Consider the following 13,577-nt stretch of genomic DNA (forward strand, 5'->3'; position numbering starts at 1 on the left):
CGACGGCCGCCTGCTCGGCCTGCTCGCGGGCGCTGCGGGCGGCGGCCAGCTGCTCGGCGGTCTCCTCGCGCTCGCGGAGCAGTCCGGCGGAGGCCTCCTCGCGTTCGCGCCGGCTCTCCTCGCGCAGCGCGGTCGCGGCCGCCTCGGCCTCGGCGCGCAGCCGGGCGAGCTCGGTGTCGGTCTCGGTGCGCAGCCGCTCGGCGTCGGCCACCGCGGCGTCCCGGACACCGTCGGCGGCCGCCTGGGCGTCGGCCCGCAGGGCCTCGCCGGCGGCGGTCGCCTCGGTGCGCAGGCGCTGGTCGAACTCGGTGGCCTCGCGGCGCAGTTCGGCGGTCTCCCGCTCGGCGGCGGCACGGTTCTCGGCGGCCGCGGCCTTGGCCGCGGCGAGGGCGTCCTGGCCCTGCTGCTCGGCGGCGGCGGTGATCTTCTCCGCCTCGGAGCGGGCCCGGGCGAGGGTCTGCTCGGCCCGCCCCTGGGTCTCGGCGGCCTGCTCGGAGGCCTGCTCGCGCACCCGGGCGACCTCGGCGGCCGCGCCGGAGCGCAGCTCGTCCGCGTCGGCCTTGGCCTTGGTGAGCAGTTCCTCGGCGCTCTTCGCGGACTCCTCGATCTGCACGACGGCCTGGCGGCGGGCCTCGCCGCGCAGGCGCTCGGCCTCGGCGGCGGCCTGGGCGCGAAGCTCCTCGGCCTCGGCGCGCATCGCGGCGGCCTCGTCCTGCATCTGCTGGATGCGCTCGCGGACGGCGGCGGCGTCGTCCATGGCGGCGTTCTGCGCCTGCTCGACGGCGGCCCGGGCCTGCTCGCGCAGGCGCTCGGCCTCGGCCTGGGCCTCGGTCCGGATCCGTGCGGCCTCGGCGGTGGCCTCCGCACGGGCGGCGGCGGCGTCCTGGTCGGCCCGGCCGAGCACCTCCTCGGCGGTCTTGGCGGCCTTGGCGAGGTGGACGGTGGCGTCCTTGGCGCCGGCCGCCCGGCCCTCCTCCTCGGCCTCGCGGCGGATCCGTCCGGCCTCGGCGGCGGCCCGCTCGCGCAGCTCGGCGACGTCCCGCTCGGCGGTGGCCCGCAGCTCGGCGATGGCGGCCTCGGCCTCGGCCCGCAGCTGGGTGGAGACCGACTCGGCGGTGGCCCGCAGCCGCTCGCCCTCCTCGGCGGCGGCGGCCTTGGCCGCGTCGGCCTCGGCCTGCCTGGTGGCGGCCTCCGCCTTGATCGCCTCGGCCTCCTTGGTGGCCTGGGCGACCATCCGCGCGACCTCGGCGCGGGCGGTCTGGGAGCGCTGCTCGCTGGCGGCCTCGCCGTCGGCGACCTTGCGGACGGCGGCGGCCTCGGCGTCGGCCTGGAGCTGCTCGGCGGCGGCCTCGGCCTGGGCGCGCAGCTCGGTGGCCTCCCGGCGGGTGCGCTCGGCCTCGGCCTGGGCCTCGGCGCGCAGCCGCTCTATCTCCCCGTGGGCGCGGGCGAGCGCCTCCTCGGCGCGGGCCTGCTCGGCGGCGGCGGCCTCCTTGAGCCGGCCGATCTCGGCCTGGGCGGCGGCGAGGCGCTGCTCGGCGGCCATCTGGGCGCCGGCCAGCTGCTGCTGGGCCTCGCCGCGGGCGGCGTCCACGTCGGCGGCGGCCTGGGCGCTGGCCTGCTGGGCCTGCTCGGAGGCGGCCCGCAGCAGCCGCTCGGCGTCGCTCTGGGCGCGCTGGAGGGCGGCCTCGGCGGCGGCGTGGGCCTCGCCGCGGGCGGCGTCGACGTCGGCGGCGGTCTGGGCGCGGGCCTGGTCGGAGAGGGCGTGGGCCTCCGCGCGGGCGGCGGCGATCAGCCGGTCGGCCTCGCCGCGGGCCTCCTGGAGCAGGCGCTGGGCCTCCTGCTCGGTGCCGGCCCGGGTCTGCTCGGCCCAGGAGACGTTCTCGTTGACGTGCTGCTCGGCGCTGCGGCGGAGCTCGACGAGCTCCTCCTCCAGCTGACGGCGGCGCGCGGCGAGGTCGGCCTCCAGCCGGGCGGTGCGCTCGGCGGCCTCGGCCATCAGGCGCTGGGTGGCCGCCTGGGAGTCGCGCAGGTGGCGTTCGGCGTCGGCGCGCAGCTGCTGCGCCTGCATCTCGGCGGTGCGGAGCATCTGCTCCGCCTGGCCGGAAACGGCGTCGAAGGCGCGCGGCTGGGCGAGCATGCGCCGGGACTCGTGCAGCTTGGCCCGGAGTACCTCCACCTGATAGGCGAGGTCCTCGGCATGCTCGGCTGCCTTGTCCCGCTCCTTCCGAGTCCGATCCATCTCGGCCTCGAACTGGGAGAGGTGATCGTCAACCTCGTAGCGGTCGTAGCCCCGCACTCCGCGGTCCCATCCATCTCCTGGTCGCGTCCTCGACCCGGCCGTACTCCGGATCCCGTTGTCCGGGCGCCGGTCCGACTGGTCCTTGCATCCGCGGCCGGTGGACGCCCCCCGTTCCTGCTGGGACGCCCGCCACGGTCGGATTCCCCCCTCGCCGGGCGCGGTCGTGCCGCGCTCCGCCGTCCGGGTGGACTCCTGGGCGAACTCTTGCCTTGTGGAGAATGGTGACAGATCCGAATTGCGACTGTTCAGCCGTGCCCGCGTAATGGACTCCCCTGCGACCGTCCGTCCCGCCCGGGGGCGGCGCGGCCGGTCATCGGCCGTGCCCGCCGGCCCCGTCCCCCGGAGTCGTCGCGCACCTGGGCATTGTAGTGGGAGCGCACCGCGGGGGAATGGCCGCGTGGGGGTTTTCCGGCCCGGGGGACGAGGTTACCGACGGGTTGGGTGCGGTGCCGCCCGGTGCGGCGGCACCGCCGGCGTCCTCAGTGCTCGTCGGCCGGGGCCGAGGTGACCAGCTCGGTGAGCACGCCGCCGCAGTCCTTGGGGTGCAGGAAGGTGATCCGCGAGCCCATCGAGCCGCGGCGCGGCTCGTCGTACAGGACCCGCACGCCCTTGCCGCGGATCTCCTCGGAGTCGCCGTCGACGTCGGCGGTGCCGAAGGCGATGTGGTGGACGCCCTCGCCGTTCTTGGCCAGCCACTTGGCGACCGTGGAGTCCTCGCGGGTCGGCTCCAGCAGCTGGAGGTAGGAGGCGCCGCCGTCACCGGTGTCGTTGATCTTGAGCATGGCCTCGCGGACGCCCTGCTCCTCGTTGACCTCGCTGTGGTACACCTCGAAGCCGTAGGTGTTCCTGTAGAACTCGACCGTCCGGTCGAGATCGAAGCAGGCGATGCCGATGTGGTCGATGCGGGTCAGCACGGTGGACCTCCGGGTCGGGCGGACGAGTTGCCCCCAGTGCAGCGCATAGCGACGAAGCGGCGCCAGCGCCCTGCGTGCGAGTCTGCTCACAGTGCGCACCTTCACCCGGATCGTGTCGGCACGGTGTTGACTGGACAGTGCCAGTGCGCCTGATCACACACTCGCTCCGGTGACGGACGGGTGACCGGTCAGTACATTGAGCGCATCCTCACCTGGCCACGACGTGCGAAGGGGCCCGTCCCATGACCAACACCACCTCTGTGATCGTTGCCGGTGCGCGGACCCCGATGGGTCGCCTGCTCGGCTCCCTCAAGGGCTTCTCCGGTGCCGACCTGGGCGCCTTCGCCATCAAGGGCGCGCTGGAGCGGGCCGGAGTCACCGGGGACCAGGTCCAGTACGTGATCATGGGCCAGGTGCTCCAGGCCGGCGCCGGCCAGATCCCGGCCCGCCAGGCCGCCGTCAAGGCCGGCATCCCGATGAACGTCCCGGCGCTGACCATCAACAAGGTCTGCCTGTCCGGTCTGGACGCCATCGCGCTGGCCGACCAGCTGATCCGCGCCGGCGAGTTCGACATCGTGGTGGCCGGCGGTCAGGAGTCCATGACCAACGCCCCGCACCTGCTGCCGAAGTCCCGCGAGGGCTACAAGTACGGCGCGGTCGAGCTGCTGGACGCCATGGCGTACGACGGTCTGACCGACGCGTACGAGAACATCCCGATGGGCGAGTCCACGGAGAAGCACAACACCCGCCTGGGCATCCCTCGCGAGGTGCAGGACGAGATCGCCGCCGCCTCGCACCAGCGCGCGGCCAAGGCGCAGGCGGACGGCGTGTTCGACGCCGAGATCGTCCCGGTGGCGATCCCGCAGCGCAAGGGCGAGCCGGTCCTGTTCAGCCAGGACGAGGGCATCCGCGCCGACACCACGGTCGAGGGCCTGGGCCGGCTGCGCCCGGCGTTCGCCAAGGACGGCACGATCACGGCCGGCACCTCCTCGCAGATCTCCGACGGCGCCGCCGCCGTGGTCGTGATGAGCAAGGCCAAGGCCGAGGAGCTGGGCCTGACCTGGATCGCCGAGATCGGCGCGCACGGCAACGTGGCCGGCCCGGACAACTCGCTGCAGTCGCAGCCGTCCAACGCGATCCGGCACGCCCTCGGCAAGGAGGGCCTGGAGGTCTCCGACCTCGACCTGATCGAGATCAACGAGGCCTTCGCCGCGGTCGCCTACCAGTCGACCAAGGACCTGGGCGTCTCCTCGGAGATCGTCAACGTCAACGGTGGCGCGATCGCGCTCGGCCACCCGATCGGCATGTCCGGCGCCCGCGTGGTGCTGCACCTGGCGCTGGAGCTCCAGCGCCGGGGCGGCGGGGTCGGCGCGGCCGCGCTGTGCGGCGGCGGCGGCCAGGGTGACGCGCTCATCGTGAGGGTTCCGAAGGCCTGACCGGCTGACATACCTTCGGGGCTGCGGACCGTCGCCGACGGTCCGCGGCCTCTTCCCTCTAGGAGCCACCTGATGATCGATGTGCCGACGCTGGTCGAGCAGGCCCGCCGGGGCCGTCCGCGCGCGGTGGCCCGGCTGATCTCGCTGGTCGAGAACGCCGCGCCCGAGCTGCGCGAGGCGATGGCCGCGATGGCCCCGTACACCGGGCGGGCCTACACCGTGGGGCTCACGGGGTCGCCGGGCGTGGGCAAGTCCACCTCGACCTCGGCGCTGGTCTCCGCCTACCGGCGCCTCGGCAAGCGGGTCGGGGTGCTGGCCGTCGACCCGTCCTCGCCGTTCTCCGGCGGGGCGCTGCTCGGCGACCGGGTGCGGATGCAGGAGCACGCCACCGACCCGGAGGTGTTCATCCGCTCGATGGCCACCCGCGGCCACCTCGGCGGGCTCTCCTGGACGGCCCCGCAGGCGCTGCGCGTGCTGGACGCGGCCGGCTGCGACGTGATCCTGGTGGAGACGGTCGGCGTCGGGCAGTCCGAGGTGGAGATCGCCGCCCAGGCGGACACCACCGTGGTGCTGCTGGCCCCCGGCATGGGCGACGGCATCCAGGCGGCCAAGGCCGGGATCCTGGAGATCGGCGACGTCTTCGTGGTCAACAAGGCGGACCGCGACGGCGCCGACGCCACCGCCCGCGAGCTCAACCACATGCTCGGCCTCGGCGAGGCCCGCGAGGCCGGCGACTGGCGTCCGCCCATCGTCAAGACCGTCGCCGCCCGCGGCGAGGGCGTGGACGAGGTGGTCGAGGCGCTGGAGAAGCACCGCGCCTGGCTGGAGGAGCACGGCGAGCTGGCCGCGCGCCGCCGCCGCCGGGCCGCCGACGAGATCGAGGCGATCGCGCTGGCCGCGCTGCGCGCCCGGATCGGCGACCTGCACGGCGACCGCCACCTGATCACGCTCGCCGAGCGGGTGGTGGCCGGTGACCTCGACCCGTACGGCGCGGCCGACGAGCTGGTCGCGGGGCTGACCCACGGGTAGCCCCGGGCCCACGAGCCGAACGGCCGGCCTCCCAGGAACGGGGGAGGCCGGCCGTTCCGTGTCCGCGTGGGGGGGCCTTGTGCGGCGCGCGTGGGCCGTACGGGCCTCGCGGGGTGCGTGGGGCGTGCGGGGGTGGCTCAGCCCCGGCCGCGCAGGCCGCGCAGGTGCTCGGCGATCGGGGCCAGCGCCTCGTGCATCGCGTCGATCTGCTCGGGGGTGAAGCGGTCGATGAAGTGCGCCCGGACGCTGCGTACGTGGTCCGGGGCGACCTTCTGCATGGTGGCCCAGCCCTGCTCGGTGAGGTGGGCGTACAGGCCCCGGCGGTCGCCCGGACAGTCCTGACGCAGCACCAGGCCGGCGTTCTCCATGCGGGTGATCTGGTGCGAGAGCCGACTCTTGGACTGGAGGGTCGCGGTGGCCAGATCGGTCATCCGCATCCGGCGGTCGGGGGCCTCGGAGAGCACGACCAGGATCTCGTAGTCGTTGATCGCCAGGTTGTGTGGCTGGAGCTCGCGGCCGAGCTGGTAGTCCAGCAGTTTGGCGACCTCCAGATGGGCGCGCCACAACCGCTGCTCGCGGGCGGTGAGCCAGGGCGTCTCCTCCTCGGGCTCCGGGGACTGCGAGGAGGAGACGTCGGCTGCGGAGGTCTGCGGGTCCATGTGGCCAGCATACTCCATTTAGTTCAATGTTGTACGATCTAATGACCCGGTCCGTGCGCCCGCGGGGCCTACAGGCCGAACCGCCGGCCCAGATCGCCCAGGTTACCCAGTCCGGGCACGTTGACGTTGGGCAGTTGGCTGCCGTGCCCGCCGGCGTGCTGCGAGGGCACCCCGCCCATCGGGACGCCCGCCTCGGCGTGCACCGCGCCCACCGCGCGCTCGGCCATCAGCACCTCGGTCGACTGCAGCAGCACCTGGCCGGCGCCGATGAACTCGAACTGGTGCTCCTCGCCGGAGGCCCCGCCGAGCCCGGTCAGCCGGCGCAGCCCGCCGATCACCCCGTGCATGTAGTCGTGGTCGTAGTGGTGGCACGGTGCCGGGCAGTCCGCCCAGCCGACCAGGGCCTGCGGGTCCACCCGGATCGGCGGCTCGACGAAGTGCACCGGGCCGTTGGAGGCCGCGACGAACTTGCCGCTGCCGATCAGGGTCAGGAAGCCCGGGATGATCGACTGCTTGAGCTTCAGCGTGGGCTCGAAGGCCAGCAGGTTGCCCGAGCGGACGGTCAGGTTGCCCTGGTCCAGGTCGTAGGAGTTGAGGTCGAAGGCCCGGTCGGCGAGCAGCAGCTTGCCGCGGCCCTCGGCCACCACCCAGTCCGCCGCGTGCATCGGGGAGTTGAAGTTCCGCCCGAGCATCCGGTCGACCGCGCCGGCGCCCACGCCCTTGAAGGAGATGTCGCCGTAGTAGGCGATCATCTTGCCCTTCTGCAGGAAGTAGGAGCCGTTGAGCTCCACGGAGAAGGCGTACGGGTTGACGTTGTCGTTGACCGGCAGGCTGTGCGCGTCGTGCACCACCGGGCCGGAGCCGTCCTGCGCCTTGGGCAGCGGGGCCTGGGCGCCGCCGTACTGGTCCTGGGCGTAGGTCTGCGGCGGGGGCGGCGGGGCGTACCCCTGCGGGGGCGGCGGCGGGTACCCCTGCTGGGGGTAGCCCTGCTGCGGGTAGCCCTGCTGGGGGTGGCCGGGCGGCGGTCCGTAGCCGGGCGGCGGCGGGGACGGGAAGCCGGGCTGGGTGGGCTGGTTGTACGGCTGCTGGCCGTACGGGTCGTGCGGCTGCCCGTACGGGGGCTGCGGCGGGTAGGACATCAGAGCTTCTCCTCGCTCGCCTGCACGAACACCGCGCCCTGACCGGACAGTTCCAGTTGGAAGGCCTCGCCCGAGCCGCGTCCGATCATGTCGCGCCAGCCGAGTGCGGTGGACAGTTTGTTCTGGACGTTGCCGCGGTGCGCGACGTACGCCTGGGGGTCGACGTGGACCGGCTGGCCCGGGTGGATCGGCAGCTCGATGACGCCGCCGTGGGCCATCACCGCGACCGAGCCCTGCCCCTCCAGCTTGGTGGTGAACAGGCCCTGTCCGGTGACCTGGCCACGGACCATGCCCATCACGCCGCCCTGCTGGCCCATGAACATCGTCGACTGGCGCAGCGAGCCGTCGAAGGCGAGCAGCCGGTCCGCCTCCACGTACAGCGTGTCGCCGTGCAGGTCGATGACGTGCACGTGGTGGCCGCCGTGGCCGAACATCACGTTGCCGTGGCCCTCGACGGTCATCAGCGGGGTGTCCTCGTTGGCCACCCGTCGGCCGATCATGCCCATCACGCCGCCCTGGCCCCCGGTCATGCTCGGGGTGAAGCTGACCTCGCCGGTGTAGGCGAGCATCGCGCCGCGCTGGCTGAACAGACGCTGGCCGGGGATGACCTGGGCCTCGATCATCTTGCTGTTGATCTTGGTGAACGGCATCAGACGTCGCCCCCGACGGTCAGCTTCTCGGACGGCTGGACGTACACCAGGCCCTCGCCGGTGAACTCCACCTGGACGGCCTCGCCGCCGCCCTCGCCGATGAAGGTCGACCAGCCCGCGCCGGACTTGAGGTTGCGGCTGAGGTTGCCCGTGTGCGCCACGTACGCGCCCGGGTCCACCCGCAGCGGCATCCCCTGGGAGACCCGCAGGATGATCGCGGGGCCCATGGAGGTCAGGGCCGCCCAGCCGTGCCCCTCGACCTTGGTGGTGAACAGGCCGTTGCCGGACGAGATGCCGTTGAGACCGGTGAAGCTGGTGCCGGTGCTCAGCGTGCCCTCGGTGCAGAGCAGGTTGTCGGCCTCGACGTAGAGCGTCTCGCCGTTCAGCCGGACCAGGTTGATCTCGGTGGCCTTGTCGGCGAAGTAGCAGGTGCCCTGCCCCTTCACCTCCATGACCGTCATCTGCTCACCGGTCAGCCGGCGGGTGACCATGCCTCGTAGGCCGTCGCCGCCGCCGCTGAGCTTCTTGAAGCTCATCTGGCCGGTGTACGCGACCATAGAGCCATTTCTGGCCTTCACGGCGTCGCCCGTCATGTCGACGGCGAGCACCTTGGACCCCTGGAGTCGAAACTGTGCCACCGCCGCAATGTAGCCGGAGCGGGCCGCCGTCGGGGAGGGGGCGCGGGCTTTCTGGTACGCGCCTGTGACGGGCGGCCGTGTGAACCCGCACACGTCGGCGCCCCCGGGGGCCGCCCGGATGTAGGGCTCGGCGATAATGGACGGCGTCTTGTGAGCCGGTTCACAAGCTTCCCCCGCCGCGATGAGGTACCGAACGTGAAGAGCAACGCCGCCGTCCACCGACTGCGCCTGGTCTCCGCCCCCGAGGGGGCCTCCTTCGTCCTGCTGCTGATCTGCTCGGCGCTCAAGCGCACGACCGACTTCAACGCGGTCCCCGTGATGGGCGCCGTCCACGGGATCCTGTTCATCCTGTTCGTGGTCTTCTGGATCGTGGCCTGGCAGGCGCAGAAGTGGGACGCCAAGCGCGGCGTGCTGATGTTCCTGCTCTCGGTGGTGCCCTTCGGCGGCTTCGTGGCCGAGCGGATGCTCGCCAAGGAGGAGCGCGGCGAGTACCCGCCGGCCGAGGTGCGCGACGGCTCCGCGGCCGCCGCGTAGCACCCGGGAACGAACGGGCCGACAGGCCGCCGGACCCCCTCTCTCCCTGGGGGCCGGCGGCCTGTCGGCCGTTGTGCGGGATGGATCGTGGTGCGGGATGGACCGTGGGGCGGACCGGGGTCCTGGACGCGCCCTAGTTGACGCCGACCGCGCTCCAGGCGGCCCCGACCGCCTTGTACTCGGTGCTGCTGGCGCCGTAGAGGTCCGACGCCGCCTTCAGGGTCGCCGTGCGGGCGGCCTTGTAGTTGGAGGTGGAGGTGAAGTACACGGTCAGCGCCCGGTACCAGATCGCGGCGGCCTTGGCGCGGCCGATGCCCGTGACGGTCGAGCCGTTGGACGTCGGGCTGTCGTAGCTGACGCCGTTGATGGTCTTGGCGCCGCTGCCCTCGGCCAGCAGGTAGAAGAAGTGGTTGGCCACGCCCGAGGAGTAGTGGACGTCGATGCTGCCGATGCCGGAGTACCAGGTGTCCTTGGACTTGCCGTCCTTGGAGGGCTTGTCCATGTAGCGCAGCGGCTTGCCGTTGCCGAAGATGTTGATCTTCTCGCCGATGAGGTAGTCCGGCACGTCCACCGGCAGGTTGGCGTACCACTCGACCATGGTGCCGAAGATGTCCGAGGTGGCCTCGTTGAGGCCGCCGGACTCGCCCGAGTAGACCAGCTTGGCGGTGGCCGAGGTGACGCCGTGGGTCATCTCGTGGCCGGCCACGTCCAGCGAGGTCAGCGGGTTGGAGTTGCCGGTGCCGTCGCCGTACGTCATGCAGAAGCAGGAGTCGTTCCAGAAGGCGTTGACGTAGGCGGAGCCGTAGTGGACCCGGCTGGTGGCGCCGACGCCGTTGTTCTTGATGCCGCTGCGGCCGTAGGTGTTCTTGTAGAAGTCCCAGGTGGCGCCGGCGCCGTACTGGGCGTCCACCGCGGCCGACTGGGCGTTGGAGGGGCTGCCCGTCCCCCAGGCGTTGTCGGCGTCGGTGAACAGCGTGCCGTTGCCGGAGGTGCCGCCGTTCAGGTTGGTGGTGGACTGGTTGCCGCGCGAGCCGTCCTTGAGCTGGTAGGTCGAGCCGCTCTGGGTGGTGGTCAGCGGGACGCTGCCCACGTGCACGCCCTTACCGGTGCCGTTGGCCGTCTGGTACTCCTCGTGCGAGGAGAGCAGCGCGCCGGTGGCGGCGTCGGTGTACAGCTCCTGGCTGCTCGGGGTGCCGTCGGCGCGCACGCCGTCGACCACCGTGCGGTACGCCAGCCGCGGCGCGCCGTCCGCCGCCCAGACCACCAGCTGCGCCCCGGCGGCCAGGCCGACCTCGGCCAGCGGCGACTCGTCCGCGTCCTCGGCGGTGCCCACGGTGGCCTGCAGCGAGGCCCGGGCCTTCTCGGAGGCCTGGGAGGCGGAGAGCTTCGGGGTGAGGGAGGGCAGGTCCAGCCGGCCCTCGAAGGCCTTGTCGACGGAGGAGACCGAGCCGTTCGCCCTCTGGTGCACGACCAGGTCGCCGCCGACCACCGGCAGGCCGGCGAGGGTGCGCTCGTAACGCAGGTGGCGGGTGCCGTCGGCGTCCACGATGACGTCCTTGGCGACCAGCTGCTCCTGGCCGCCGAGGGACAGGGACCGGGCGACGGGCGCGGCCTGGTCGCCGGCGAAGGCGATCAGGGCCTCGCGCGACTGGCCCGCCGCGGCCGTGGGGGGCGTCGCCTGGGCGGGGACGGCGGCGACCTGGATCGCGCCGGCCAGCAGGGCGGTGGCGGAGAGTACGGCGCCGGCTGTCAGCTTTCGCTTCACGTACGGGGTTCCTTCCACGAAACCGCGTGTGCGCGGTCGCGTCGCGTACCGGGGCGCCGGGGTTGGCGCCGTGGGGCGGTACGGGCGCTGACGTGCTGCTCCCGTGCGGTCCTTGACGACCCGTCGGTGGGTGGGGGGACGGGCGCCGGAACGGGGCTTGGGCAGAAGCATGACAATGCAGGAGGTGAAAGAACAGCGCCGGTCCGAGGATTGGCCAGGTCTCGCCACCGGCGCGGGAACGTGTGGGGCGGCTGCCCCGTACGCGGTGTTCCGTCCCGGTTCGTCCCGCTGGCGTGATCCCGCCAGCGGCGCGGCCTTGCCGGGAACCGGGGGCATTGCTAACGGCGGGGCTTCACCGCCGGCGGGCCGGGCGGGGCTTCACCTGCGGTGGGACGGGCGCGCCGGGAAAGGGCGGACGCCCGGGGCCTCCCCGCCGGTTCGGGGCCCCGGGCGTCCTGGTCGGTGGCGTCAGTTGACGTTGACGCCGCTCCACGCGGCCGCGACCGCGTTGTACTCGGCGCTGCCCGCGCCGTAGAGGTCCGCCGCCGCGCTCAGGGTGCCGGTGCGGGCGCCCTTGAAGTTGGTGGTGGAGGTCCAGTACACGGTCAGGGCGCGGTACCAGATGGCCGCGGCCTTGGTGCGGCCGATGCCGGTGACGGTCGAGCCGTTGGCGGTCGGGCTGTTGTAGCCGACGCCGTTGATGGTCTTGGCGCCGCTGCCCTCGGCCAGCAGGTAGAAGAAGTGGTTGGCCACGCCCGAGGACAGGTGGACGTCCAGGTTGCCGACGCCGGAGTACCACGCGTCGGCCGAGGCCCCGTCCTTGGACGGCTTGTCCATGTAGCGCAGCGGGGTGCCGTCGCCGTTGAGGTCGATCTCCTCGCCGATCAGGTAGTCCGGCACGTCGGTGGCGAGGTTCGCGGAGAACTCGACCATGGTGCCGAAGATGTCCGAGGTGGCCTCGTTCAGGCCGCCGGACTCACCCGAGTAGTTGAGGCCCGCGGTGGCCGAGGTGACGCCGTGGGTCATCTCGTGGCCGGCCACGTCGATCTCGGTCAGCGGGTGGGTGTTGCTCGCGCCGTCGCCGTACGTCATGCAGAAGCACGAGTCGTTCCAGAACGCGTTGGTGTAGTTCTTGCCGTAGTGGACGCGGCTGGTGGCGCCGACGCCGTTGTTCTTGATGCCGTTGCGGCCGAAGGTGTTCTTGTAGTAGTCCCAGGTGGCCGCCGCGCCGAACTGGGCGTCCACCGCGGCCGACTGGCCGCTGGAGACGGTGCCGGTGCCCCACACGTTGTCGGCGTCGGTGTACAGGGTGCCGCTGCCGGAGGTGCGGTTGCGCATGTCGCTGGTGGACTGGCCGCCGCGGGTGGCGTCCTTCAGGCTGTAGCCGCCGCTGACCTGGGTGGTGGTGAGCGGGACGTTGCCGACGAAGACGCCCTTGCCGCTGCCGGTGGCGGTCTGGAACTCCTCGTGCGCGGAGAGCACCTCGCCGGTGGCCGCGTCGGTCACCAGCTTCTGGCTGCTCGGGGTGCCGTCGGCCTTCACGCCCTCGACGACGGTCTGGTACGCCAGGCGCGGGGTGCCGGTGGCGGCCCAGAGGACCAGCTTCGGGGAGCCGGTCTGACGGATCTCCTTCAGCGGCTGCTCGTCCTTGTCGTGGGCCAGGCCCACGGTGGCCTGCACGGCGCCGGTCGCCTTGGCGGCGGCCTGGTCGGCGGAGAGCTTCGGGGTCAGGCTGGGGACGGCGAGCTTCTCGGTGACGGCCTTGTCGGCCGACTTCACCGCGCCGTCGGCACCCTGGTGCACGACCAGGTCGCCGCCGAGCACCGGCAGGCCGGCGAAGGTGCGCTCGTAGCGCAGGTGGCGGGTGCCGTCGGCGTCCACCACGGCGTCCTTGGCGACGAGCTGCTCCTGGCCGCCCAGCGCGAGGGCCTCGGCCACCCGGCCGGCCTGACCGTGCGCCAGGGCGATCAGGGCGGCGCGGTCCTTCGCGGCCTGCGCCTGCGTGGCGGGGGTCGGGTCGGCCTGGGCGACGCCGGTGCTCACCTGGATGACGCCGGTGAGGAGGGCGGTGGCGGAGAGTACGGCGCCGGCTGCGAGCTTTCGCTTCACGTACAGGGGTCCTTCCGGGAAACCGCGTGTGCGCGGGCGCGCCTCGTCCCGGGGCACCGGGTTTGGTGCCTGAGGGGCGGGATCGGGCGCTGACGTGCTGCTCCGTGCGGTTGCGCTGGCGGCCACCGGTGAGTGGGGCGGTGGCTGCCGGACGGGGCTGGCCGAAAGCATGACAATCCAACAAGTGAAATGACAGGTCTGGATCATCAATTGGCCAGGTCTCGCCAGCCGGTCGGATTGTGAACAGGGGGACGAACCAGGACGAATCAACCGTCTTTCAGCGGGTTACCGCCCGAACCGAGGCCTGATAGAGCGGAGATCGACAACTCGGCGGCCAACCCGGTGGGTCTTCCGCGCAGTTGGCGGTGGTTCACATCCGCGTAACGCCCTGGTACGTACCTGGCG

General features: G+C 72.7%; 10 protein-coding genes and 1 pseudogene. 3 read left to right on the top strand and 8 right to left on the bottom strand.

The annotated features are described in order from the left end of the window. Nucleotides 1-2,296, bottom strand: a pseudogene (locus tag ACWEQL_RS07760) (hypothetical protein); the annotation flags it as partial. Nucleotides 2,297-2,778: 482 nt separating this feature from the next. Continuing rightward, a complete protein-coding gene (gene mce / locus ACWEQL_RS07765; protein ID WP_452149317.1) occupies nt 2,779-3,213 on the bottom strand; it encodes a methylmalonyl-CoA epimerase in 435 nt (144 codons plus the stop codon). A 242-nt stretch (nt 3,214-3,455) separates the two neighbouring features. On the opposite strand from mce, the gene ACWEQL_RS07770 reads away from it, so the two are divergent. Next, nucleotides 3,456-4,649, top strand: coding sequence for an acetyl-CoA C-acetyltransferase (locus ACWEQL_RS07770; RefSeq protein ID WP_452149291.1), 1,194 nt, complete (start codon nt 3,456-3,458; stop codon nt 4,647-4,649). Between the two features lie 72 nt (nt 4,650-4,721). Next, on the top strand, nt 4,722-5,678 hold the full coding sequence (gene meaB / locus ACWEQL_RS07775) for a methylmalonyl Co-A mutase-associated GTPase MeaB (protein WP_452149292.1): 957 nt from the start codon (nt 4,722-4,724) through the stop codon (nt 5,676-5,678). 137 nt (nt 5,679-5,815) lie between these two features. On the opposite strand, the gene ACWEQL_RS07780 is transcribed toward meaB, so the two are convergent. The 4 genes from ACWEQL_RS07780 to ACWEQL_RS07795 form a co-directional block, all read right to left on the bottom strand. Further along, nucleotides 5,816-6,337: a MarR family winged helix-turn-helix transcriptional regulator gene (locus tag ACWEQL_RS07780; protein ID WP_452149293.1), complete on the bottom strand. Its 522-nt coding sequence runs from the start codon at nt 6,335-6,337 to the stop codon at nt 5,816-5,818. Between the two features lie 68 nt (nt 6,338-6,405). Next, complete coding sequence (locus tag ACWEQL_RS07785) at nt 6,406-7,218, bottom strand: AIM24 family protein (RefSeq protein WP_452149318.1); 813 nt, start codon at nt 7,216-7,218, stop codon at nt 6,406-6,408. A 257-nt stretch (nt 7,219-7,475) separates the two neighbouring features. Next, nucleotides 7,476-8,126 carry an AIM24 family protein gene (locus tag ACWEQL_RS07790; protein WP_452149294.1) on the bottom strand — a complete coding sequence of 217 codons (651 nt, stop codon included), beginning with the start codon at nt 8,124-8,126 and terminating at the stop codon, nt 7,476-7,478. Then, on the bottom strand, nt 8,126-8,764 hold the full coding sequence (locus ACWEQL_RS07795; RefSeq protein WP_452149295.1) for an AIM24 family protein: 639 nt from the start codon (nt 8,762-8,764) through the stop codon (nt 8,126-8,128). Before ACWEQL_RS07795 ends, ACWEQL_RS07790 begins: the two co-directional genes overlap by 1 nt. Nucleotides 8,765-8,959: 195 nt before the next feature. Between ACWEQL_RS07795 and ACWEQL_RS07800 the strand changes: the two genes are divergently transcribed. Then, the gene (locus ACWEQL_RS07800; protein ID WP_452149296.1) at nt 8,960-9,298 is read left to right on the top strand and encodes a DUF3817 domain-containing protein; all 339 of its coding nucleotides are present in this window, start codon (nt 8,960-8,962) and stop codon (nt 9,296-9,298) included. Between the two features lie 133 nt (nt 9,299-9,431). Here the strand turns inward: ACWEQL_RS07800 and ACWEQL_RS07805 are convergent, their stop codons facing one another. Together ACWEQL_RS07805 and ACWEQL_RS07810 are read right to left on the bottom strand one after the other, a co-directional pair. Beyond that, nucleotides 9,432-11,063 carry a M4 family metallopeptidase gene (locus ACWEQL_RS07805; RefSeq protein WP_452149297.1) on the bottom strand — a complete coding sequence of 544 codons (1,632 nt, stop codon included), beginning with the start codon at nt 11,061-11,063 and terminating at the stop codon, nt 9,432-9,434. Nucleotides 11,064-11,531: 468 nt separating this feature from the next. Then, complete coding sequence (locus ACWEQL_RS07810) at nt 11,532-13,172, bottom strand: M4 family metallopeptidase (RefSeq protein ID WP_452149298.1); 1,641 nt, start codon at nt 13,170-13,172, stop codon at nt 11,532-11,534. Nucleotides 13,173-13,577: the final 405 nt, after the last annotated feature.

It is taken from the genome of Kitasatospora sp. NPDC004240 (assembly GCF_053603215.1).